The organism is Streptomyces sp. NPDC060027, assembly GCF_042737005.1.
Classification (GTDB): Bacteria; Actinomycetota; Actinomycetes; order Streptomycetales; family Streptomycetaceae; genus Streptomyces.
Genome location: NZ_JBHWVI010000145.1, coordinates 1 through 22489 on the forward strand (window position 1 = coordinate 1; position 22489 = coordinate 22489).

The following is a 22489-nucleotide window of genomic DNA, read 5'->3' on the forward strand; positions in this document are numbered from 1 at the left end:
GTTGTGTGTTTTTGTTTGGGGGGTGTTTGGCACAACCTCCGGTGGGGGGCCCCGCCCTGGTGTTGGGCCCCCCCCCCCCGCACGCGCGCGTGGAGCGCGATGACGTCACCGGCGCCCCGAAGGGCGCGAGAGGACGAAGGAGGTCAGTCCTTCGCCTCGGACAGCAGCTGCTGGATCCGGCTGACGCCCTCGACGAGGTCCTCGTCACCGAGGGCGTACGACAGACGCAGGTAGCCCGGCGTGCCGAAGGCCTCGCCCGGGACGACCGCGACCTCGGACTCCTCCAGGATGAGCGCGGCCAGCTCGACGGTGTCCGCGGGGCGCTTGCCGCGGATCTCCTTGCCGAGGAGTCCCTTCACCGAGGGGTACGCGTAGAACGCGCCCTCGGGCTCGGGGCAGAGCACGCCGTCGATCTCGTTCAGCATGCGCACGATGGTCTTGCGGCGGCGGTCGAAGGCCTCGCGCATCTTCGCGACGGCCGTGAGGTCCCCGGAGACGGCGGCGAGCGCGGCGACCTGGGCCACGTTCGAGACGTTCGACGTGGCGTGGGACTGGAGGTTGGTCGCGGCCTTGATGACGTCCTTCGGGCCGATGACCCAGCCCACGCGCCAGCCGGTCATCGCGTACGTCTTGGCGACGCCGTTGACGACGATGCACTTGTCGCGCAGCTCGGGCACCACCACGGGCAGCGAGTGGAACTCCGCGTCGCCGTAGACCAGGTGCTCGTAGATCTCGTCGGTCAGGACCCACAGGCCCTTCTCGGCGGCCCAGCGGCCGATCTCCTCGATCTGCTCGCGGGTGTAGACCGCGCCCGTCGGGTTGGACGGGGAGACGAACAGCAGCACCTTGGTGTTCTCGGTGCGGGCGGCCTCCAGCTGCTCGACCGCGACGCGGTAGCCGGTGGTCTCGTCCGCGACGACGTCCACCGGGACACCGCCGGCCAGACGGATGGACTCCGGGTAGGTCGTCCAGTACGGCGCCGGGACGATGACCTCGTCGCCCGGGTCGAGGATCGCGGCGAAGGCCTCGTAGATGGCCTGCTTGCCGCCGTTGGTGACGAGGACCTGGGCGGCCTCCACCTCGTAGCCGGAGTCGCGCAGCGTCTTCGCGGCGATCGCGGCCTTCAGCTCGGGGAGCCCGCCGGCCGGCGTGTAGCGGTGGTACTTGGGGTTCGAGCAGGCCTCGATGGCGGCCTGGACGATGTAGTCCGGGGTGGGGAAGTCGGGTTCACCGGCGCCGAAGCCGATCACCGGACGTCCGGCGGCCTTGAGGGCCTTGGCCTTCGCGTCCACGGCGAGGGTGGCGGACTCGGAGATCGCGCCGACTCGGGCGGAGACCCGGCGCTCGGTGGGAGGGGTTGCAGGGCTCATGGCACCCATCGTTTCAGACCGGAAACGCCCCTGGCACACCGGTTTCACAGACTGAACCACGACAGAACATCCGTCCGGATCCGCGCGCCCCACCAGTGGATCTTCAGCGGAGGAGGCTCGGACGGACACTTTCTGTTCGACGACCGGCTCCGGACCACGTACACTCTCACCTCGTTGGCCTTCACCGGCCGCGCTCAACCGGTGCACACCGAGCACCCGGTCGGATGCGGTACGTTGGGGGAAATCAAAGGGTCGTAGCTCAATTGGTAGAGCACTGGTCTCCAAAACCAGCGGTTGGGGGTTCAAGTCCCTCCGGCCCTGCTACACACACCTTTCGCGGATGTGTGCGCATGTACGTACTGCAATGCACCGCCGTGCGGCTCAACCGGGCGCGGCACGGTCACGACCCGGGAATCAGGTGAGGACGAGTGACGGACGCCGTGGGCTCCATCGACATGCCTGATGCCGAGGCGCCGGAGTCCAAAAAGAAGGCCCGCAAGGGCGGTAAGCGTGCCAAGAAGGGCCCGCTGAAGCGCCTTGCCACCTTCTACCGCCAGATCATTGCGGAACTCCGCAAGGTTGTCTGGCCGACTCGCAATCAGCTGACGACGTACACCACAGTGGTGATTGTGTTCGTCGTCATCATGATCGGCCTGGTGACCGTGATTGACTATGGGCTCAACCACGCCGCCAAGTACGTCTTCGGCTGAGCCGAGAGCGAAGGGCGCCGTCACCGGCGCCCCTTTCGCGTGTTCCACCCCCATGTATCCAGGAAGAAGCAGCCACCGTGTCTGACCCGAACCTGAACGACGCCAGCGAGTCGGTCGAGTCCGTTGACGACGAGCTCGAGATCGTCGAGGGAGCGGACGTCGTGGACGAGTTCGAGGCTGCAGATGCCGCCGCCGGCGAGCCCGCCGAGGACGCGGCCCTCCACGTCGAGGACGAGTCCGGTGAGGACGTCGAGGGCGAGGACGTGCCCGACGAGGCGCTCGCTGCCGACACCGACGAGGCAGAGGCCGAAGTAGAGGCCGAGCCCGTCGACCCCGTCACCGCCCTGCGCGAGGAACTCCGCCTGCTCCCCGGCGAGTGGTACGTCATCCACACGTACGCCGGTTACGAGAACCGCGTGAAGACCAACCTCGAGCAGCGTGCCGTCTCGCTGAACGTCGAGGACTTCATCTTCCAGGCCGAGGTGCCGCAGGAAGAGGTCGCGCAGATCAAGAACGGCGAGCGCAAGACGATCAAGCAGAACAAGCTCCCGGGCTACGTCCTGGTCCGCATGGACCTGACGAACGAGTCCTGGGGCGTCGTCCGCAACACCCCCGGCGTCACCGGCTTCGTGGGCAACGCCTACGACCCGTACCCGCTGACCCTGGACGAGATCGTCAAGATGCTCGCCCCGGAGGCCGAGGAGAAGGCCGCCCGCGAGGCCGCCGAGGCCGAGGGCAAGCCCGCCCCGCAGCGCAAGGTCGAGGTCCAGGTGCTGGACTTCGAGGTCGGCGACTCGGTCACTGTCACCGACGGCCCGTTCGCCACGCTGCAGGCCACGATCAACGAGATCAACGCCGACTCGAAGAAGGTCAAGGGCCTCGTCGAGATCTTCGGCCGCGAGACCCCGGTCGAGCTTTCCTTCGACCAGATCCAGAAGAACTAGCACCTTCTGGACGTACGTCTTCCGAACAGGTCAGACAGGCTCTCGCAGCCCGTCTGACCTGCTCGGTTTTTAGCCGCGCACAGATACCCGTTATCGTTGTGCGGTATGCCTGCATCCGGATCATCACTCGGTTGAGGGCAGCCGTCCGGGGCGACTCGGACGTAGGAAGGCGAAAACGAAAGAGGACCCGGAATGCCTCCCAAGAAGAAGAAGGTCACGGGGCTTATCAAGCTCCAGATCAACGCCGGTGCGGCGAACCCGGCCCCGCCGGTCGGCCCCGCGCTCGGTCAGCACGGCGTCAACATCATGGAGTTCTGCAAGGCCTACAACGCCGCGACCGAGTCGCAGCGTGGCTGGGTCATCCCGGTGGAGATCACGGTCTACGAGGACCGCTCCTTCACCTTCGTGACCAAGACTCCGCCGGCCGCCAAGATGATCCTCAAGGCCGCGGGTGTCGAGAAGGGCTCCGGCGAGCCGCACAAGACCAAGGTCGCCAAGATCACCCAGGCGCAGGTCCGCGAGATCGCCACGACCAAGCTGCCCGACCTCAACGCCAACGACCTGGACGCCGCGTCGAAGATCATCGCCGGCACCGCCCGTTCCATGGGCATCACGGTCGAGGGCTGACACCCACCTTCGTAGGAACCATGCGGCTTCGGCCGCACGTGGCAGGGCCTGCTCGGTCCGTACCACGACTCCTCAGAACACATCAGGAGCAGTAGTGAGCAAGCGCAGCAAGTCTCTCCGCGCTGCGGACGCCAAGGTCGACCGGGAGAAGCTCTACGCCCCGCTCGAGGCCGTCCGTCTCGCCAAGGAGACCTCCACGAGCAAGTTCGACGGCACCGTCGAGGTCGCCTTCCGCCTGGGTGTTGACCCGCGCAAGGCCGACCAGATGGTCCGTGGCACCGTGAACCTCCCGCACGGCACCGGTAAGACCGCCCGGGTCCTGGTCTTCGCGACCGGTGACCGTGCCGAGGCCGCGACTGCCGCCGGCGCCGACATCGTCGGCTCCGACGAGCTCATCGACGAGGTGGCGAAGGGCCGTCTGGACTTCGACGCCGTCGTCGCCACCCCGGACCTCATGGGCAAGGTCGGCCGCCTCGGCCGCGTGCTCGGTCCCCGTGGTCTCATGCCGAACCCCAAGACCGGCACCGTGACCCCGGACGTCGCCAAGGCTGTCACCGAGATCAAGGGTGGCAAGATCGAGTTCCGCGTCGACAAGCACTCGAACCTGCACTTCATCATCGGCAAGGTGTCCTTCGACGACACCAAGCTGGTGGAGAACTACGGTGCGGCCCTCGACGAGATCCTTCGTCTGAAGCCGTCGGCCGCCAAGGGTCGCTACATCAAGAAGGCCGCGATCAGCTCGACGATCGGCCCCGGCATCCTGATCGACCCCAACCGCACCCGCAACCTCCTCGTCGAGGAGGACCCGGCCGCCGTCTGAGCCTCCCGCTCACCCCGGTGACCGCGTCGCGCACGCGTTTTTGAACGGGCCCCGCAACCTTTCGAGGTGCGGGGCCCGTCCTCATCTCCGGAGGCCTTTCCGGGGCGTGTGCCCCGGGGCGGAATCCTGATACGTGTGTCAGTGGCCTGCGCTAGCGTGCAGTTCACATAATTCGCATAGGGGTGGGACGAATGAAGAGCACCATGGTGCGCCGTGTGACTCTCTCCATAGCGTTAACGGCCGTGCTGGCGGGGGTGACGGCTTGCAACTCCTCGGACTCCTCCGGGAGTTCGGGCAAGTCCGGGCACAAGGGCACCACGCGCGTCAGCCCGATAGCGGCCCTGCGCTCCGCGGAGAGGTCCACCGACAGCGCGGATTCCGCCAAGGTCGAGTCCACGACCACCATGGGCACGCTGATGTCCATGAGGGCCGACGGCGTCATGGGCTGGGCGGACGGTCTCACCGGCACCATGACGATCACGTACACGGGCGGCACGCTCGCCGACACGATGCGCCAGACGGGCAGCACCTCCATGCAGGCCCGCTATCTGCCCGACGCCTACTACGCGCGGATGGGCGACAAGTTCGCCGCGCAGTCCGGCGGCAAGCACTGGATCCGGTACGGATACGACGACCTCGCCAAGTTCGGCGGCAGCTCGGGCGCGTATCTCAAGGACCAGATGCAGAACACCACACCGAACCAGTCCGTGAAGCTCCTGCTGGCCTCCGGTGACGTCGAGAAGGTCGGCACGGAGACCGTGCGCGGGCGCTCGGCCACGCACTACTCCGGCACGGTGGACGTCGCGGACCTCGCGAGCAGGTCCTCCAACCTCAGCGCGAGCCAGCTCGCCGACCTCAAGAAGCAGCTCACGGCGGCCGGCGTCACCACCGAGACGGTCGACATCTGGGTCGACGGCGACGACCTGCTGGTCAAGAAGGTCGAGAAGGGCGAGCTGACGAGCGGCACGATGACCTCGACGGCGTACTACAGCGACTACGGGACGAAGGTCTCCGCCGAGGAGCCCCCGACGGCCGACACGGCCGACTTCAAGGATCTGCTGAAGGCACAGGGCGCCACGGGCGGCACCACGTCCTGAACCCCCGCAGGCGCTCCCGCGTCCCCACCGCCTCCTCCCGAACCCGTCGGCCCGTCCCAAGTCCTGCTGTTCGTCCGCAGCGGGTTCCGTGAATGCTCGGATGATCACTTGAGTCTCCTCGGATACGCTCACGCCGAATCTGTGTAAGGCTCATCTGTTCCTCGGGGGGAATCATGGGACTTTCTGTACGGAACGCGGTACGGCACCCGGCGACCGGCGCGGCACTCGCGGCGCTGGTCCTCGGCGGGGGCGCGGTGGCTTGTACGAAGGACGCCGCCACGGAGTCGCCCGCGCTCACACCCGCCGCGGCCGTGGCGAAGGCGGCGAAGAAGGCCGAGACCATCACCTCCCTCCGCTACCGCATGGCCGGCAAGGTCCCGGAGCAGGGACGGGTCGGCGCTGAGGCGGTGATGACCATGAAGCCCCTGGCCATGAGCATGAAGATGACCTCCGAGGACCAGGCCGCCGACGGTCCGGTCGAGACGCGGATCGTGGGCAACGCGATGTACATCGGCACGGGCGCCCAGGCCGCCAAGGACATGGACGGCAAGAGCTGGATCAAGTTCGACATGCCCGCGCCGGGCGTGGACAGGGAGCTGAACTCGAACCAGCCGCCGGGCGGCGGCCGGGCCGACAAGAACCCGGCCACCGAGTCCACCTTCCTCACCGGCTCGAAGAACGTGAAGAAGGTCGGGACCGAGACCGTCGACGGCGTGAAGACCACGCACTACAAGGGGACGGTCACCCTCGACGAGTTCCGCGCGTCCCTCAAGGGCGAGGGCAGGGCCGCGCGCGCGACGCGGGAGAAGAGCTTCGAGCAGTACACGGACATGGGCATCGACACGCTCGCGATGGACATGTGGGTCGACGGAGACGACCGCATCAAGCAGTTCCGCATGCGGGGGACCGCCGACAAGGGGCCGCTCGACATGACCATCACCTTCCTCGACTACAACAAGCCGGTGACGGTGAAGGCCCCGCCCGCAAAGGACACCGCCGACCTCGCCGAGATGATGAAGGGCGTCCAGCAGCGCTGATCCGCGCGGCCGGACCCGGAAGTACGGCCCGGCAGGTGGGCCGTTCGGCCGGATTTGCCTGACGGAGTCGAATTCACGTACTCTCCTCGAGAAGCCAAAGACCGCTGGTCGTTGCCTCGTGCTCGCAAGAGGGCGTGGTGACCGAAGGATCCGCTGAAACTGCGGACGACCCGCGTAGGTGTTCGTGGATGTGTTCCCGGAGTTCGCTCGCCCAGCGAGCGGAAGAATCCGGTCGAGCTACGCCCCGCGCGCCTGCGCCGGGGCGTTTTGTTTTGTCGGCCCCTTCTGAGCGGTCCTCATCACCCGGAAGGAGGCCACGCTTATGGCAAGGCCCGACAAGGCTGCCGCGGTAGCCGAGCTCGCGGACCAGTTCCGTAGCTCGAACGCCGCTGTGCTGACCGAGTACCGGGGTCTCACCGTGGCGCAGCTCAAGACGCTGCGTCGTTCGCTCGGTGAAGACGCCCAGTACGCCGTGGTGAAGAACACGCTGACCAAGATTGCGGCCAACGAGGCCGGGATCTCTACGCTCGACGACCTGTTCAACGGTCCGACGGCGGTCGCCTTCATCACCGGTGACCCGGTGACGTCGGCGAAGGGTCTTCGTGACTTCGCCAAGGACAACCCGAACCTCGTCATCAAGGGCGGTGTCCTTGACGGCAAGGCGCTGTCCGCCGACGAGATCAAGAAGCTTGCGGACCTCGAGTCCCGCGAGGTTCTGCTCGCCAAGCTGGCGGGTGCCTTCAAGGGCAAGCAGACGCAGACTGCTCAGCTCTTCCAGGCGCTTCCCTCGAAGTTCGTCCGCACCGCGGAGGCGCTTCGTGCCAAGCAGGCCGAGCAGGGCGGTGCCGAGTAACTCGGCTCGCGCATTGACCGCCGCCTGAGGCGACGGTCGCAGCGGGCCGAACGTACGCCCGCCTCACCAGTACATCCCGGCACCTGCCGAATTAGTGGAAGGACGCCATCATGGCGAAGCTGTCCCAGGAAGAGCTGCTCGCGCAGTTCGAGAACCTGACCCTCATCGAGCTCTCCGAGTTCGTGAAGGCGTTCGAGGAGAAGTTCGACGTCACCGCCGCCGCCGCGGTCGCCGCTGCCCCGGCCGGCCCCGTCGCCGCCGCCGAGGCCGCTGAGGAGCAGGACGAGTTCGACGTCATCCTCACGGGTGCCGGCGAGAAGAAGATCCAGGTCATCAAGGTCGTGCGTGAGCTCACCTCGCTGGGCCTGAAGGAGGCCAAGGACCTCGTCGACGGCGCTCCGAAGCCCGTCCTCGAGAAGGTCGCCAAGGAGGCCGCCGAGAAGGCTGCCGAGTCCCTCAAGGGCGCCGGCGCCTCCGTCGAGGTCAAGTAACTCGACGAGTCCCCCCGAGGACTCCTGTGAAGCTGTCACAGCCGCTCGAGTAGCGCTGTAACGCTGACGCACCGAAGAGCGATCACCCAACTGGGTGGTCGCTCTTCGGCGTTCCAGGGGGTCCCCGAAGCGGCAGCCTTGCGCTGCAGGTCGCGACGAGTATGGTGATCTTCGTAGTGCCTCCGGCCACCCTGTGACAGGCAGAGAGACGGGTTGCAAGACGGGCCGCACGTGACGATCGCGGCACTTGCTTGGGGCTTGGGGGGCCTTGACGAACCGCACGCAGCGCGCAATTCTCAGGACGCGTCGTCACAACGATCCGTATCCGAGGCATGGATCGCTGACGAAGAGGGCAGTATCGATGTGCATTGAGGGCGTGGCTTGCCGCAGGTGTTGAGAACAACGAGGGTCTCAAAAAACCGGGACTGGACATCAGTGGGCCTACTGGCTACACTGACCCTTTGCGCTGCCTGTTAGCTGCCTCCTGCCCGTCACCAGGGGCATACCCGTGTGTGAGCATCGACGGTTGGACTATCCCTGACCTGGCCCTTATCCGGCCGGATCGGGAACGGTCCGACGCTTTGTCCGACATGGGACCGGTACGCGCGTAGTGAGTCCGAGCCCTCGGAAGGACCCCCTCTTGGCCGCCTCGCGCACTGCCTCGACCGCGAATACGAACAACGGCGCCAGCACCGCCCCGCTGCGCATCTCCTTTGCAAAGATCAAGGAGCCCCTCGAGGTTCCGAACCTTCTTGCGCTGCAAACCGAGAGCTTCGACTGGCTGCTCGGCAACGACGCGTGGAAGGCTCGTGTCGAGGCGGCTCTGGACAGCGGACAGGACGTCCCCACCAAGTCCGGTCTTGAAGAGATCTTCGAGGAGATCTCTCCGATCGAGGACTTCAGCGGGTCGATGTCCCTGACGTTCCGCGACCACCGCTTCGAGCCCCCGAAGAACTCCATCGACGAGTGCAAGGACCGCGACTTCACGTACGCGGCCCCGCTCTTCGTCACCGCCGAGTTCACCAACAACGAGACCGGCGAGATCAAGTCCCAGACGGTCTTCATGGGCGACTTCCCGCTCATGACCAACAAGGGCACCTTCGTCATCAACGGCACCGAGCGTGTCGTCGTGTCGCAGCTGGTCCGCTCGCCGGGTGTCTACTTCGACTCCTCCATCGACAAGACGTCCGACAAGGACATCTTCTCGGCCAAGGTCATCCCGTCCCGGGGTGCCTGGCTGGAGATGGAGATCGACAAGCGCGACATGGTCGGTGTCCGCATCGACCGCAAGCGCAAGCAGTCCGTCACCGTTCTCCTGAAGGCTCTCGGCTGGACCACCGAGCAGATCCTCGAGGAGTTCGGCGAGTACGAGTCCATGCGCGCCACCCTGGAGAAGGACCACACCCAGGGCCAGGACGACGCGCTGCTGGACATCTACCGCAAGCTGCGTCCGGGCGAACCGCCGACCCGTGAGGCCGCGCAGACGCTTCTTGAGAACCTCTACTTCAACTCGAAGCGGTACGACCTCGCGAAGGTCGGCCGCTACAAGGTGAACAAGAAGCTGGGCGGCGAAGCGCCGCTGGACGCCGGGGTCCTGACCGTCGAGGACATCCTCTCGTCGATCAAGTACCTGGTGAAGCTGCACGCCGGTGAGACCGAGACCGTTGGCAACAGCGGTACCTCGATCGTCGTCGAGACCGACGACATCGACCACTTCGGCAACCGTCGTCTGCGCAACGTCGGCGAGCTCATCCAGAACCAGGTCCGCACGGGTCTGGCTCGTATGGAGCGCGTCGTCCGCGAGCGCATGACGACTCAGGACGTCGAGGCGATCACGCCGCAGACCCTGATCAACATCCGGCCGGTCGTCGCCTCCATCAAGGAGTTCTTCGGCACCAGCCAGCTGTCGCAGTTCATGGACCAGAACAACCCGCTGTCGGGTCTCACCCACAAGCGCCGTCTGTCGGCTCTTGGTCCCGGTGGTCTCTCCCGTGAGCGGGCCGGCTTCGAGGTCCGTGACGTGCACCCGTCGCACTACGGCCGCATGTGCCCGATCGAGACGCCTGAAGGCCCGAACATCGGTCTGATCGGCTCGCTCGCCTCCTACGGCCGCGTCAACGCGTTCGGTTTCGTCGAGACGCCGTACCGCCGGGTCACCGACGGTGTCGTCACCGACGAGGTCGACTACCTGACGGCCGACGAAGAGGACCGATTCGTCATCGCCCAGGCCAACGCGCCGCTCGGCGACGACTTCCGGTTCGAGGAGACCCGCGTCCTGGTCCGCCGTCGTGGCGGAGAGGTCGACTACGTCCCCGGTGACGACGTCGACTACATGGACGTCTCCCCGCGCCAGATGGTGTCGGTCGCGACCGCGATGATCCCGTTCCTGGAGCACGACGACGCCAACCGTGCCCTCATGGGCGCGAACATGATGCGTCAGGCCGTTCCGCTCATCAAGTCCGAGGCGCCGCTGGTCGGCACCGGCATGGAGTACCGCTGCGCGGTCGACGCCGGTGACGTCCTGAAGTCGGAGAAGGACGGTGTGGTCCAGGAGGTCTCCGCGGACTACATCACCACCGCCAACGACGACGGCACGTACACCACGTACCGCCTGCACAAGTTCTCCCGGTCGAACCAGGGCACCTCCGTCAACCAGAAGGTTGTCGTGGACGAGGGCGCCCGCGTGATCGAAGGCCAGGTCCTGGCCGACGGTCCCGCGACCGAGGACGGCGAGATGGCGCTCGGCAAGAACCTGCTCGTGGCGTTCATGCCGTGGGAGGGTCACAACTACGAGGACGCGATCATCCTGTCGCAGCGCCTCGTGCAGGACGACGTCCTCTCCTCGATCCACATCGAGGAGCACGAGGTCGACGCCCGTGACACCAAGCTCGGCCCGGAGGAGATCACCCGGGACATCCCGAACGTCTCCGAGGAGGTCCTCGCCGACCTCGACGAGCGCGGCATCATCCGTATCGGTGCCGAGGTCGTCGCCGGCGACATCCTCGTCGGCAAGGTCACGCCCAAGGGTGAGACCGAGCTGACGCCGGAGGAGCGCCTGCTGCGCGCGATCTTCGGTGAGAAGGCCCGTGAGGTCCGTGACACCTCGCTGAAGGTCCCGCACGGCGAGATCGGCAAGGTCATCGGCGTCCGCGTCTTCGACCGTGAAGAGGGCGACGAGCTGCCGCCGGGCGTGAACCAGCTGGTTCGTGTCTACGTGGCGCAGAAGCGCAAGATCACGGACGGTGACAAGCTCGCCGGCCGTCACGGCAACAAGGGCGTCATCTCGAAGATCCTGCCGATCGAGGACATGCCGTTCCTGGAGGACGGCACCCCGGTCGACATCATCCTCAACCCGCTGGGTGTGCCGTCCCGAATGAACCCGGGACAGGTACTGGAGATCCACCTCGGCTGGCTCGCCAGCCGCGGCTGGGACGTCTCCGGTCTCGCGGACGACTGGGCCCAGCGCCTGCAGGCCATCGGTGCCGACCAGGTCGCCCCGGGCACCAACGTCGCCACCCCCGTCTTCGACGGTGCGCGTGAGGACGAGCTCGCGGGTCTCTTCGAGCACACCCTGCCCAACCGCGACGGTGACCGTCTGGTCCTCCCGTCCGGCAAGGCGAGGCTGTTCGACGGCCGCTCCGGTGAGCCGTTCCCGGACCCGATCTCGATCGGGTACATGTACATCCTCAAGCTGCACCACCTGGTCGACGACAAGCTCCACGCCCGCTCGACCGGTCCGTACTCGATGATCACCCAGCAGCCGCTGGGTGGTAAGGCTCAGTTCGGCGGCCAGCGCTTCGGTGAGATGGAGGTGTGGGCGCTGGAGGCGTACGGCGCCGCTTACGCCCTCCAGGAGCTGCTGACCATCAAGTCCGACGACGTCACCGGCCGCGTGAAGGTCTACGAGGCCATCGTCAAGGGCGAGAACATCCCCGAGCCCGGCATCCCCGAGTCCTTCAAGGTGCTCATCAAGGAGATGCAGTCTCTCTGCCTCAACGTGGAGGTGCTGTCCAGCGACGGTATGTCCATCGAAATGCGTGACACCGACGAGGACGTCTTCCGCGCGGCGGAGGAGCTCGGCATCGACCTGTCGCGGCGCGAGCCGAGCAGCGTCGAAGAGGTCTGACGGGAGTCCGGCCGGGCCTTGGCCACCTGTGGAAAGGGTGATCAAGGCCCGCCGGCCCCAGGACCCCCGTATCAGACCCCTAAGACTTACAACCCTGAGAGGGATTGACGCATAGTGCTCGACGTCAACTTCTTCGATGAGCTCCGGATCGGTCTGGCCACCGCTGACGACATCCGTCAGTGGAGCCACGGCGAGGTCAAGAAGCCCGAGACCATCAACTACCGCACCCTCAAGCCCGAGAAGGACGGACTCTTCTGCGAGAAGATCTTCGGTCCGACCCGGGACTGGGAGTGCTACTGCGGTAAGTACAAGCGTGTCCGCTTCAAGGGCATCATCTGCGAGCGCTGCGGCGTCGAGGTCACTCGCGCCAAGGTGCGTCGTGAGCGGATGGGCCACATCGAGCTGGCCGCTCCCGTCACCCACATCTGGTACTTCAAGGGCGTTCCGTCGCGGCTGGGCTACCTGCTCGACCTCGCCCCGAAGGACCTCGAGAAGGTCATCTACTTCGCCGCGTACATGATCACGTACGTCGACGAGGAGCGCCGCACCCGCGACCTGCCCTCGCTGGAGGCCCACGTCTCCGTCGAGCGCCAGCAGGTCGAGAACCGTCGCGACGCCGACCTGGAAGCCCGCGCCAAGAAGCTCGAGACCGACCTGGCCGAGCTCGAGGCCGAGGGTGCCAAGGCCGACGTGCGCCGCAAGGTGCGCGAGGGCGCCGAGCGTGAGATGAAGCAGCTGCGCGACCGCGCGCAGCGCGAGATCGACCGTCTCGACGAGGTGTGGACCCGCTTCAAGAACCTCAAGGTCCAGGACCTGGAGGGCGACGAGCTCCTCTACCGCGAGCTGCGTGACCGCTTCGGCACGTACTTCGACGGATCGATGGGTGCCGCGGCGCTGCAGAAGCGCCTGGAGTCCTTCGACCTGGACGAGGAGGCCGAGCGCCTCCGCGAGATCATCCGCACCGGCAAGGGCCAGAAGAAGACCCGTGCGCTCAAGCGCCTCAAGGTCGTCTCCGCGTTCCTGCAGACCAGCAACAGCCCCAAGGGCATGGTGCTCGACTGCGTGCCGGTCATCCCGCCGGACCTTCGCCCGATGGTGCAGCTGGACGGTGGCCGCTTCGCGACCTCCGACCTGAACGACCTGTACCGCCGTGTGATCAACCGCAACAACCGTCTGAAGCGCCTTCTCGACCTCGGTGCCCCCGAGATCATCGTGAACAACGAGAAGCGCATGCTTCAGGAGGCCGTCGACGCGCTCTTCGACAACGGCCGTCGTGGCCGCCCGGTGACGGGCCCCGGCAACCGTCCGCTGAAGTCGCTGTCCGACATGCTCAAGGGCAAGCAGGGTCGATTCCGTCAGAACCTGCTCGGCAAGCGTGTGGACTACTCCGCGCGTTCCGTGATCGTCGTCGGTCCGCAGCTGAAGCTGCACCAGTGTGGTCTGCCCAAGGCCATGGCGCTGGAGCTCTTCAAGCCGTTCGTGATGAAGCGCCTGGTCGACCTGAACCACGCGCAGAACATCAAGAGCGCCAAGCGGATGGTCGAGCGCGGCCGCACGGTCGTGTACGACGTCCTGGAAGAGGTCATCGCGGAGCACCCGGTTCTCCTGAACCGTGCGCCCACGCTGCACCGCCTCGGCATCCAGGCCTTCGAGCCGCAGCTGGTCGAGGGCAAGGCCATCCAGATCCACCCGCTCGTCTGCACCGCGTTCAACGCGGACTTCGACGGTGACCAGATGGCCGTCCACCTGCCGCTCTCCGCGGAGGCGCAGGCCGAGGCCCGCATCCTGATGCTGTCCTCGAACAACATCCTCAAGCCGGCCGACGGCCGCCCGGTCACGATGCCGACCCAGGACATGGTCCTCGGTCTGTTCTTCCTGACCACCGACGGCGACCTGCGGAACGTGAAGGGCGAGGACCGCTCCTTCGCTTCCGTGGCCGAGGCGATCATGGCGTTCGACGCCGGCGAGCTCTCGCTGCAGTCGCGCGTGGACATCCGCTTCCCGGTGGGCACCATCCCGCCGCGCGGCTGGACCCCGCCGGCGCAGGAGGAGGGCGACCCGGAGTGGCAGCAGGGTGACACCTTCCGCCTGCGGACGACCCTGGGCCGCGCGCTCTTCAACGAGCTGCTGCCCGAGGACTACCCGTTCGTCGACTACGAGGTCGGCAAGAAGCAGCTCTCCGAGATCGTCAACGACCTCGCCGAGCGCTACCCCAAGGTCATCGTGGCGGCGACGCTCGACAACCTGAAGGCGGCGGGCTTCTTCTGGGCGACCCGTTCCGGCGTCACCGTGGCCATCTCCGACATCGTCGTTCCGGATGCGAAGCGCGCGATCGTCAAGGGCTACGAGGACCTGGACGAGAAGGTCCAGAAGCAGTACGAGCGCGGTCTGATCACCAAGGAAGAGCGCACGCAGGAGCTCATCGCGATCTGGACCAAGGCGACCAACGAGGTCGCCGAGGCGATGAACGCGAACTTCCCGAAGACCAACCCGGTTTCGATGATGGTGAACTCGGGCGCACGAGGCAACATGATGCAGATGCGTCAGATCGCCGGTATGCGTGGTCTGGTGTCGAACGCCAAGAACGAGACGATCCCGCGCCCCATCAAGGCCTCCTTCCGTGAAGGCCTGTCGGTGCTCGAGTACTTCATCTCGACCCACGGTGCCCGTAAGGGTCTGGCGGACACCGCTCTGCGTACCGCCGACTCGGGTTACCTCACCCGTCGTCTGGTCGACGTCTCCCAGGACGTCATCATCCGCGAGGAGGACTGCGGCACCGACCGCGGCCTCAAGCTGCACATCGCGGAGCGCGGCGCGGACGGCATCCTGCGCAAGGCGGAGAACGTCGAGACCAGCGTGTACGCACGTGCGCTGGCCGAGGACATCACCGTCGACGGCAAGGTGCTGGCCCCGGCCAACACCGACCTCGGCGACGTCCTCATCGACGAGCTCGTCAAGCACGGCATCGAGGAGGTCAAGACCCGCTCGGTCCTGACCTGTGAGTCCGCCGTCGGCACCTGCGCCATGTGCTACGGCCGCTCGCTGGCCACCGGCAAGCTGGTCGACATCGGTGAGGCGGTCGGCATCATCGCCGCCCAGTCCATCGGTGAGCCCGGTACCCAGCTGACGATGCGTACCTTCCACACCGGTGGTGTGGCCGGTGACGACATCACCCAGGGTCTGCCCCGTGTCGTCGAGCTCTTCGAGGCTCGTACGCCGAAGGGTGTCGCCCCGATCTCCGAGGCCTCCGGCCGCGTGCGGATCGAGGAGACCGAGAAGACCAAGAAGCTCGTCGTCACCCCGGACGACGGCAGCGACGAGACGGCGTTCCCGATCTCGAAGCGCGCCCGTCTCCTGGTGTCCGAGGGCGAGCACGTCGAGGTGGGCCAGAAGCTCACCGTGGGTGCCACCAACCCGCACGACGTGCTGCGCATCCTGGGTCAGCGTGCCGTCCAGGTCCACCTGGTCGGCGAGGTCCAGAAGGTCTACAACTCGCAGGGTGTGTCGATCCACGACAAGCACATCGAGATCATCATCCGGCAGATGCTGCGCCGTGTGACGATCATCGAGTCGGGCGACGCGGAGCTGCTGCCCGGCGAGCTGGTCGAGCGGTCGAAGTTCGAGACCGAGAACCGTCGTGTGGTCCAGGAAGGCGGCCACCCGGCCTCCGGCCGTCCGCAGCTGATGGGTATCACCAAGGCGTCGCTGGCGACCGAGTCGTGGCTGTCGGCGGCGTCCTTCCAGGAGACGACCAGGGTTCTGACGGACGCGGCGATCAACGCCAAGTCCGACTCCCTGATCGGCCTCAAGGAGAACGTCATCATCGGTAAGCTCATCCCGGCCGGTACGGGTCTGTCCCGCTACCGCAACATCCGGGTCGAGCCGACCGAGGAAGCCAAGGCCGCGATGTACTCGGCCGTCGGCTACGACGACATCGACTACTCGCCGTTCGGCACGGGCTCCGGCCAGGCCGTCCCGCTGGAGGACTACGACTACGGTCCGTACAACCAGTGAGCGGTAGGCAGTAGGTAGTACGAAGGGCGGTCATCCCCGATGGGGGTGACCGCCCTTCGGCGTTCCTCGGCCCGCCCGAGGACCTGTCCTGGCGGACCTGTTCCGGCCTGTCCTAGCGCGGGAGCTGGAGGTACGGCTCCAGGGCGCGCAGCCGGGTGTAGTTGTCGGGGTGGGTGGACAGCAGCTTGGCGAGGCCGCCGGGCTCCTTGAGCTTCTTGCCCTGGGTGACGGCGTACGCCTTCGCGGCGTCCTCCTCGGCCTGGAAGTGGTGCAGGACCTGGGCCATCTCGGGCGCGAAGCCGAGGGCCGCGGCCTGCTGGTCGGCGCGCAGTTCGCCGAGGCGTCCCGCGTAGGCGAGGAGGTAGGGCGCGACGACGAGGGGGACGGTGATGTACCAGGCGACGAGGAACCCGGCGAGCACGAACATCCCCATGAAGAGGATCAGGAGTCCGGTCGCGGCCGCCGAGAAGACTCCGGCGACGGCGAGGGCGATTCTGGCCAGCACGCGGGTGAACGCCCACGCGAGCCGTCCGGGCAGCGAGTACCAGTAGCCGAGGAGACCGGCCCAGGCGTGACCGCCGGTGTGGTGGCCGAGCTCATGGGCGAGTACGGCCGCGAGGTTGCTGCTGGGAATCCGGTTGAGGGAATACGTGGTGACGCCGACGACATGGCCGGCGGCCGCTACCGCGTTCAGATCGTCGCTGTTCTCCACCATGAGCTCGTAGGTGTTCGCCTCGACGCCCGCCCGGGCGGTGACCTCCCGCCAGATCGGCTCCAGCCGGGCCCGCTCCTCGGCCAGCGGCGCCCGCAGCTTGAGCACGTGCCGGGCGAAGCGCAGCTCGGTGGGCCGGTGGAAGACGAGCGCGCCCGAGGCCAGCCAGGCCACCACGACCAGCCAGCCCACGGCCGTGCCGAACATGCCCAGCGCGAGCGACGAGACCACGGCGAGGCTGACCAGGAACCCCGGGATCTGCGTCGCCAGCTGTCCGATGGCGGTGGCGTCGGCACCCCGCTGATGGCTCGCCAGGTGAACGCGTGAGCCCTGGTGGCGGTAGTCGAGGTCGTCGGGCGCGGTGGCGGGCCGCGGGACGAAGGGCGCCGGTTGCGGCTGCTGTCCCGGGTACCGCGGGTCGGGCCCCGGGTACTGCGTTGGGGTGGCCGTCTGCTGGTGGGCGGTCGGGTACTGGGGCGCGGGGCCCCCTCCGGCCCCGGGGTACGGGGAGGCCGAGCCTCCTCCGGCTCCGGGGTACTGGGGCGCGGGGCCTCCGGCTCCCGGGTACTGCGGGGGGTGGCCTCCCGCGCCCGGGTACTGGGGCGCGGGGTCGGCGGCTCCGGGGTATCGGGGCGGATGGCCTCCGGCTCCGGGGTACTGGGGTGCGGGGCCACCGGCTCCCGGGTACTGGGGCGGATGGCTTCCCGTACCGGGGTACTGGGGCCCCGCTCCGCCCGTCCCGGGGCTTCCCGGGCTCCCGGGGTACTGCGGTGGGGGAGCGGAGGCCGCGGGGTACTGGGGTGGCGGGGAGGCGGCTCCCGGGTACGGGGGCTCGGGGGAGGCGGGGGCCGGGCCAGGGGGCTGGGACATGAGGACTCCTTCGATGAGGGACGTCAGCCGATGCGGGACGTCGGCCGATGAGGGACGTCAGCCGATGAGCAGCGCGGTCGGCAGCAGGGCGGTGCCGGCGCAGAAGGCGATCAGGCCGGTGCGGATCCACTGGTGCTTGCGGGCGGCGATGCGGCTGGTCTCGACGAGCGCCGCCGTGAGTCCGGCGGCGGGGTCGCGGTCGGTGTCGGCCAGCGCGGTGGCCAGCCGGCCCTCGCGTACGGCCTGCTGGATGTCGCCGAAGTAGCAGAGAGGCCGGCCCGGGGCCCAGGTGCCGCGGCGGTAGCGGGGGAGCACGGCGAGCAGCAGCGCGAACAGGGACAGTCCCAGCGCCGCCGCCCCGGTCCACCACAGGCCCGTCCCGGCCCGGGACAGCTCGGTCGGTGTCCAGCCGCGTCCGGCGAGCAGTGCGCTGAACACCCCCGCCGTCATGCCGAGCGCGGCCACGAGGACGGAGGCCTTGCTGTCGGCCCGGGCTATCTCGCCGCGCAGCTCGGTCAGGAGCCGCTCCGCGGTGCGTCCACCGGCCCCGGAAGGGGACGAGGACGGGTCCGGCAGCGGCAGCAGCGGGGCCGGCGTCGGGCCGGCGGGGTCGGTGGGTGTCGGCGGGGCGACGAGTGTCGGCGGGTCGGCTGGGCTGGCGGGTGTCGGCGGGCCGGGGGGAGCTGGCGGGGCGGCGGGGCCGGTGGGTGTCGGCGGGGCCGTGGGCGCGGGTGGCCGCGCCGTGTCGGGTGTGGTCACGCGGGCTCGTCCCCCGGAGCGTCCTGCTGCGCCGAGGCGGGCGCCGTGAACGGCGTGGCGGGCGGCACGGCGGTCCTGGCGCTCTCGGGGCCCCCGGGCACCGGGGGCACGGCGGGAGCCGGTCCAGCGGCGGCGTAGGGCGTCGTGGAGGGCTGTCCGTACGGGGCGGGGCCGCCGGCCTGCCCCGGCACCCCGGCCTGCCCCGGCACCCCGGCCTGCCCCGGCACCCCGGGGGCCGCGGTGTCCGGACCGCCGGCGTACGGCGGCGGGGCGCCCGCGTAGGGCGGCTGTCCCCCGTACAGGGTCCGGTCGTCGGCGTACGGCGCGTGACCGCCGGCGTACGGCGGCTGGGCGCCCGCGTAGGGCGGCTGCCCGGTGGACGGGGGCTGCCCTCCTGCGTACGGAGGCTGGCCCGCGTACGGAGGCTGGCCACCCACGTACGGAGGCTGCCCTCCCGCGTACGGGGGCTGTCCGGCGTACGGCGGCTGCGGGGACTGGCCGGGGTAGGGCGACTGGCCCGGATACGGCGGCTGGGGCGGCGTCTGCGGCTGTCCGGGCGTCGCCCCGGCCGGGAGTGCCCCCTGCCCGTCCCGCGGCGCCGGAGGCGTCTGCTGCTGGATCAGCTCGTCGACGGCCCGCAGGGTCGAGCGCGCCGACTCCGCCTTCTGGAAGTCCTCCAGGGTGTCCCCGGCGATGACCTCCAACTGGCCTCGGATGATCGAGAGCTGATCCTTCTGGATGGAGCCGACGACCATCTTCGTGTCCTCGGGGTGCTGGGCGAGATGCAGGGCCCAGGCGGCGACGCCCCCGTGCTGGAGGTGGTACTGGTAGAAGTTGATCTTCTCGGTGATCAGGTGGTGGTCCTGCTGCTGGCGCAGCACCTCCAGCTCGTGCTGCTGCCGGGCCAGCCGGAGCCGGAACTCGTGCTCGGGGTCGAGCATGTCGGACTCGTAGCGCAGGCTCCGCTGCCGTCGCCGGTGCGCGATCGCCTCGTCGTCCAGCCGCAGGCGTACGACACAGGTGACGGCGAGTCCGATGCCCGCGGCGAAACCGCCCGTCTCCACGGCCTGCTGGACCGCGCGCTCGGCGGCCGGGCTGTCCTCGATGGAGAAGGCCCGGCTCACCGGCCGCGCGAGCTGGTGCAGTTCACGGGTGAGCCGCGTCGGCACATCGCGCTCGCCGCTCGCCACGTACGCGATCGGGTCCGCGACCCGCCAGGTCAGATCGGCGGTGGCGCCGAAGGAGAACGCGTCGTCGTCGCTCGGCACCTCCAGGGCGAGCTGCACGGGGTGGCTGCCCATGTCCACCTCGTAGACGGAGGTGTAGCGGCGGGTGGCCGCGTCCGCGCGGCTCGGCCGGTGCGGCGGCATGTAGACGTCGTACGAGCCCTTCGCGGTGACGAAGACCAGCGCGTGGTCGATCGCGGTGACCGAGCGGCGGACGGTGTAGTCGAAGCGCGCGATCGGCCGCACGGTGAGCACCGGGTCGATGAGCGTGGTGTGCCGGTTGGCGTCCTGCTGCCACTCCGGCTGACGGCGGAACTCCGCCATGGTTCAACTCCTCGATGGATCTGGGGTGGAGGGGATCAGGAGGCCGAGCAGGCGGTCGGCCGCCGGTGGGCGCGGGCCGCCGTCCGGGGCGCGCAGGTTGAGCAGTTCGTGGCTCAGGCGTTTGCGGTCGTCCGCCGTGACGACCAGCGCGGGCAGCAGCAGCTCCAGGGCCTGGGCGACGTCCGCCCGGCGCTCGGCCAGGTGCACCCAGGTGTGCAGGGCGTACAGGGCGCCACGGGTGTGCCCGCGGTCGCCGAGCGCGGTCCGCCAGAGGGTGGCCAGGTCACGGGCCGAGTCCTCCTCGTACATGCCGGTGTCGGCGTACCACTCGACGAGCGCGCCCTCCTCGGCGTTGTCGCAGGCGCGCACGAACGCTCCCAGCGCGAGCGCGCGGACGGAGGCCGTGTCGTGGTGGAGCAGGCGCACCAGCTCGGAGAGCATCTCGCCGCGCCGGGCGCCCACGGAGAGCAGCAGGGCCGTCGAGTCGATCAGGTTGTTCGCCTCGGTCTCGCCGCTGTCCCCGGCACGGGCGCGGGTGGCGAGCGCGCTCAGCGCCGGGCCCGCGAGGTCGGGGCGCAGCGGGGTGAGCAGGCCGAAGGCGCGGATCGCGGTCCAGCGGCGGGCCCAGTGGGTGTCCGTGCACCACTGGGTGAGCAGGCGCAGCACGACGGGTGCGTCGAGGAGCTGGGCGAGCGTGAGCGTGTTCGCGGCGGTGACGCGGGGGCCGAAGGCCTTCGACACCGCCCAGCCGTCGATCAGCAGTGCCACCGCCGAGGGCAGGTCGGCGCGGGCGAGCAGCGCGGTGGCCGCGGCGGCCCGGGTCCGGACGACCGGACGGCTGTCGCGGGCCAGCTCCTTCAGCCAGGAGACCAGCGCGGGCCGTGCCGAGGGATGGCCCGTCCAGACCTCGCCGAGCAGGAGACCCGGCGTGTTCTCCTTCTTGAAGTACGCGGTGAACTGCGGCACCGAGCCCCACTCGGTGGCCTCGTCCCGCACTTCGCCCTCGGCCCGCGCCCGCTCCAGCCGGGTCCCGGCGGCGAGCCCGAACACCGGGATCTCCGGTGGCTGTTCGGGATGCTGGAGCCGCTGGAAGTGCACGTACAGCTTGTCGGCGAGTTCGGCGGCCAGCACGTACGGCGCCTGGTCGAAGACGGCGAGCGAGATGAGGAACGCCTTGTCGCGCAGGGTGGCCTCGGGGTCGCTGAGCCACTCCCGGCACTGCTGCTCGACCGCCGCGTGCCCGAAGTCGGCGAGGCGGGACGCCGCTTCCTCGCCGCCGTCGTAACGGGCGACCTCCGCGGCGAACCGGGCGACCTCGGCGGGGCGGTGGGCGTCCCGGGAGAGGAAGTCGCGCACGGGGCCGAGGGCGAGCAGGCCGGCGCTGTCTCCGGGCTCTTTCCGCAGGTCGGCCAGGTGGGCGCGCAGCACCTCGGCCGCCTCCGGCGGTTCCCAGACGGACGGGACCACCCCCAGCAGGAACGGGGAGTTCTCGACGGTCACCACCAGATGGCCGTCGGTCCTCGCGAGCCGGTCGCGGGCCGCGTACAGGTGGGTGTCCCGCAGCGGGCGGTTGCGGCTCAGTGGCAGATCGCGCAGGACGTGTCCGCCGGGAGCGGAGACCTGGGCGCCCAGGTTCGCCGGACCGGTCTCGGCCGACAGGGCGTGTACGGCGGGAACGCCCAGGTGGTGCAGGAGCATCAGCGCGGCGGCGTAGCGGCCGGTGGAGTGGGCGCCGGCGAGGACGAGGACGCGCTCGTCGCGCAGCCGGGCCAGGGCGGCGGCGAAGGAGGGGCCCTCGACGAACACTCCGGCGAGCGCGTCGAGCCGCTGCCGGGGGATCTCTCCCGAGGCGTACGCCTCCGGTGCGGACGCCGTCCCGTGGTGGTGGATCTCCGTCTTGCCGCCCATGAACACGTCACGGGCCGAGCCGCCCGCCGAGACCCCGTGCTGGGCCCCGCCGACCAGGCTGCCGCCGAAGGCCGCGGCCTCGCTGAAGATGAACCCCGGGGTGTGCGCGACCAGCTCGCGCTGTGCGGCCCTGGCCTCCTGGGTCCGCTCCTCGGGCTCGCCGGACTCGAAGCGCGCCTCGGGTGCCGGGCGCGGGTCTCTCGGTCCTCCGGGCGCCTTCGGCTCCGGCGGCGGTACGTCGTCGGAGGCGTCCGGCGTCATGGGCGGGGCCGCCGTCACGCGGACTCACCCCCGCCGCCGCTTCCGCCGCCGCCCAGGTGGACGTCGCCGGTGACCTGGCCGCCGGACACGCCGTGCTGGTCACCTCCGACGAGGCTGCCGCCGAAGCTGGGGGAGCCGCCGTTGAAGTTGAAGACGACGCTCCCGGGGGGCGCGGCGGCCTGGGCGGGCTCCGCCCGAGGCCCGGCCGCTTCCGGCTCAGGCGCTTCGACCGCCGCGACCTGCGACGCCCCGGCCCCCGTGGCTCCGGCCCCTGCGTGCCCCGAGCCCGTGGCTCCGGCCCCCGTGCCCCCCGGCCCCGGCGCCGGGCTCTCCCCCGAGC

15 protein-coding genes, 1 tRNA gene and 1 pseudogene are annotated in these 22489 nt (G+C 69.0%); 11 read left to right on the plus strand and 6 right to left on the minus strand.

Features of this window, described 5'->3' with window-relative positions:
* Positions 1-143: 143 nt before the first annotated feature.
* The gene (locus tag ACFWBT_RS29170) at positions 144-1370 is read right to left on the minus strand and encodes a pyridoxal phosphate-dependent aminotransferase (RefSeq protein ID WP_385705720.1); all 1227 of its coding nucleotides are present in this window, start codon (positions 1368-1370) and stop codon (positions 144-146) included.
* A gap of 248 nt (positions 1371-1618) precedes the next feature.
* On the opposite strand from ACFWBT_RS29170, the gene ACFWBT_RS29175 reads away from it, so the two are divergent.
* From ACFWBT_RS29175 to ACFWBT_RS29225, 11 genes are all read left to right on the plus strand, one after another.
* A tRNA-Trp gene (locus tag ACFWBT_RS29175) sits at positions 1619-1691 on the plus strand.
* 107 nt (positions 1692-1798) lie between these two features.
* Entirely contained in the window at positions 1799-2080 is a 282-nt protein-coding gene (gene secE, locus ACFWBT_RS29180) for a preprotein translocase subunit SecE (RefSeq protein WP_103549158.1), read from the plus strand.
* Positions 2081-2157: 77 nt separating this feature from the next.
* Positions 2158-3024, plus strand: coding sequence for a transcription termination/antitermination protein NusG (gene nusG, locus ACFWBT_RS29185; protein WP_385705722.1), 867 nt, complete (start codon positions 2158-2160; stop codon positions 3022-3024).
* Between the two features lie 192 nt (positions 3025-3216).
* On the plus strand, positions 3217-3651 hold the full coding sequence (gene rplK, locus ACFWBT_RS29190; protein ID WP_019072313.1) for a 50S ribosomal protein L11: 435 nt from the start codon (positions 3217-3219) through the stop codon (positions 3649-3651).
* Between the two features lie 94 nt (positions 3652-3745).
* Positions 3746-4471, plus strand: coding sequence for a 50S ribosomal protein L1 (gene rplA, locus ACFWBT_RS29195; RefSeq protein ID WP_385705724.1), 726 nt, complete (start codon positions 3746-3748; stop codon positions 4469-4471).
* A gap of 191 nt (positions 4472-4662) precedes the next feature.
* Positions 4663-5568: a hypothetical protein gene (locus ACFWBT_RS29200; RefSeq protein WP_385705726.1), complete on the plus strand. Its 906-nt coding sequence runs from the start codon at positions 4663-4665 to the stop codon at positions 5566-5568.
* Positions 5569-5741: 173 nt separating this feature from the next.
* Positions 5742-6605, plus strand: a complete 864-nt coding sequence (locus ACFWBT_RS29205) for a DUF1396 domain-containing protein (RefSeq protein WP_385705728.1) — start codon at positions 5742-5744, stop codon at positions 6603-6605.
* Between the two features lie 322 nt (positions 6606-6927).
* Positions 6928-7458 carry a 50S ribosomal protein L10 gene (gene rplJ / locus ACFWBT_RS29210; protein ID WP_164373166.1) on the plus strand — a complete coding sequence of 177 codons (531 nt, stop codon included), beginning with the start codon at positions 6928-6930 and terminating at the stop codon, positions 7456-7458.
* 110 nt (positions 7459-7568) lie between these two features.
* Positions 7569-7949 (plus strand): 50S ribosomal protein L7/L12, encoded by a 381-nt coding sequence (gene rplL, locus ACFWBT_RS29215; protein ID WP_385705729.1) that lies wholly within the window; start codon positions 7569-7571, stop codon positions 7947-7949.
* Between the two features lie 640 nt (positions 7950-8589).
* Positions 8590-12075 carry a DNA-directed RNA polymerase subunit beta gene (gene rpoB, locus ACFWBT_RS29220; RefSeq protein WP_266761717.1) on the plus strand — a complete coding sequence of 1162 codons (3486 nt, stop codon included), beginning with the start codon at positions 8590-8592 and terminating at the stop codon, positions 12073-12075.
* Positions 12076-12189: 114 nt separating this feature from the next.
* Complete coding sequence (locus ACFWBT_RS29225; RefSeq protein ID WP_351542664.1) at positions 12190-16089, plus strand: DNA-directed RNA polymerase subunit beta'; 3900 nt, start codon at positions 12190-12192, stop codon at positions 16087-16089.
* Between the two features lie 112 nt (positions 16090-16201).
* Here the strand turns inward: ACFWBT_RS29225 and ACFWBT_RS29230 are convergent, their stop codons facing one another.
* From ACFWBT_RS29230 to ACFWBT_RS29250, 5 genes and pseudogenes are all read right to left on the minus strand, one after another.
* The gene (locus ACFWBT_RS29230) at positions 16202-17671 is read right to left on the minus strand and encodes a M48 family metalloprotease (RefSeq protein WP_385705732.1); all 1470 of its coding nucleotides are present in this window, start codon (positions 17669-17671) and stop codon (positions 16202-16204) included.
* A 57-nt stretch (positions 17672-17728) separates the two neighbouring features.
* Complete coding sequence (locus ACFWBT_RS29235; RefSeq protein ID WP_385705738.1) at positions 17729-18256, minus strand: Pycsar system effector family protein; 528 nt, start codon at positions 18254-18256, stop codon at positions 17729-17731.
* A 170-nt stretch (positions 18257-18426) separates the two neighbouring features.
* Complete coding sequence (locus ACFWBT_RS29240) at positions 18427-19980, minus strand: PE-PGRS family protein (RefSeq protein WP_385705734.1); 1554 nt, start codon at positions 19978-19980, stop codon at positions 18427-18429.
* A 3-nt stretch (positions 19981-19983) separates the two neighbouring features.
* A complete protein-coding gene (locus ACFWBT_RS29245) occupies positions 19984-22167 on the minus strand; it encodes a hypothetical protein (RefSeq protein ID WP_385705736.1) in 2184 nt (727 codons plus the stop codon).
* Positions 22164-22489: pseudogene (locus ACFWBT_RS29250) on the minus strand (hypothetical protein); the annotation flags it as partial. The pseudogene ACFWBT_RS29250 and the gene ACFWBT_RS29245, both read right to left, overlap by 4 nt.

Excerpts from the sequence above, each read along its gene's own strand:
- ACFWBT_RS29205 (WP_385705728.1), top strand. The coding sequence starts at position 5,742 with ATGGGACTTTCTGTACGGAACGCGGTACGGCACCCGGCGACCGGCGCG.
- rplK (WP_019072313.1), top strand. The coding sequence starts at position 3,217 with ATGCCTCCCAAGAAGAAGAAGGTCACGGGGCTTATCAAGCTCCAGATC.
- ACFWBT_RS29170 (WP_385705720.1), bottom strand. The coding sequence starts at position 1,370 with ATGAGCCCTGCAACCCCTCCCACCGAGCGCCGGGTCTCCGCCCGAGTC.
- ACFWBT_RS29240 (WP_385705734.1), bottom strand. The coding sequence starts at position 19,980 with ATGGCGGAGTTCCGCCGTCAGCCGGAGTGGCAGCAGGACGCCAACCGG.
- ACFWBT_RS29200 (WP_385705726.1), top strand. The coding sequence starts at position 4,663 with ATGAAGAGCACCATGGTGCGCCGTGTGACTCTCTCCATAGCGTTAACG.
- ACFWBT_RS29230 (WP_385705732.1), bottom strand. The coding sequence starts at position 17,671 with ATGTCCCAGCCCCCTGGCCCGGCCCCCGCCTCCCCCGAGCCCCCGTAC.
- rplL (WP_385705729.1), top strand. The coding sequence starts at position 7,569 with ATGGCGAAGCTGTCCCAGGAAGAGCTGCTCGCGCAGTTCGAGAACCTG.
- rplJ (WP_164373166.1), top strand. The coding sequence starts at position 6,928 with ATGGCAAGGCCCGACAAGGCTGCCGCGGTAGCCGAGCTCGCGGACCAG.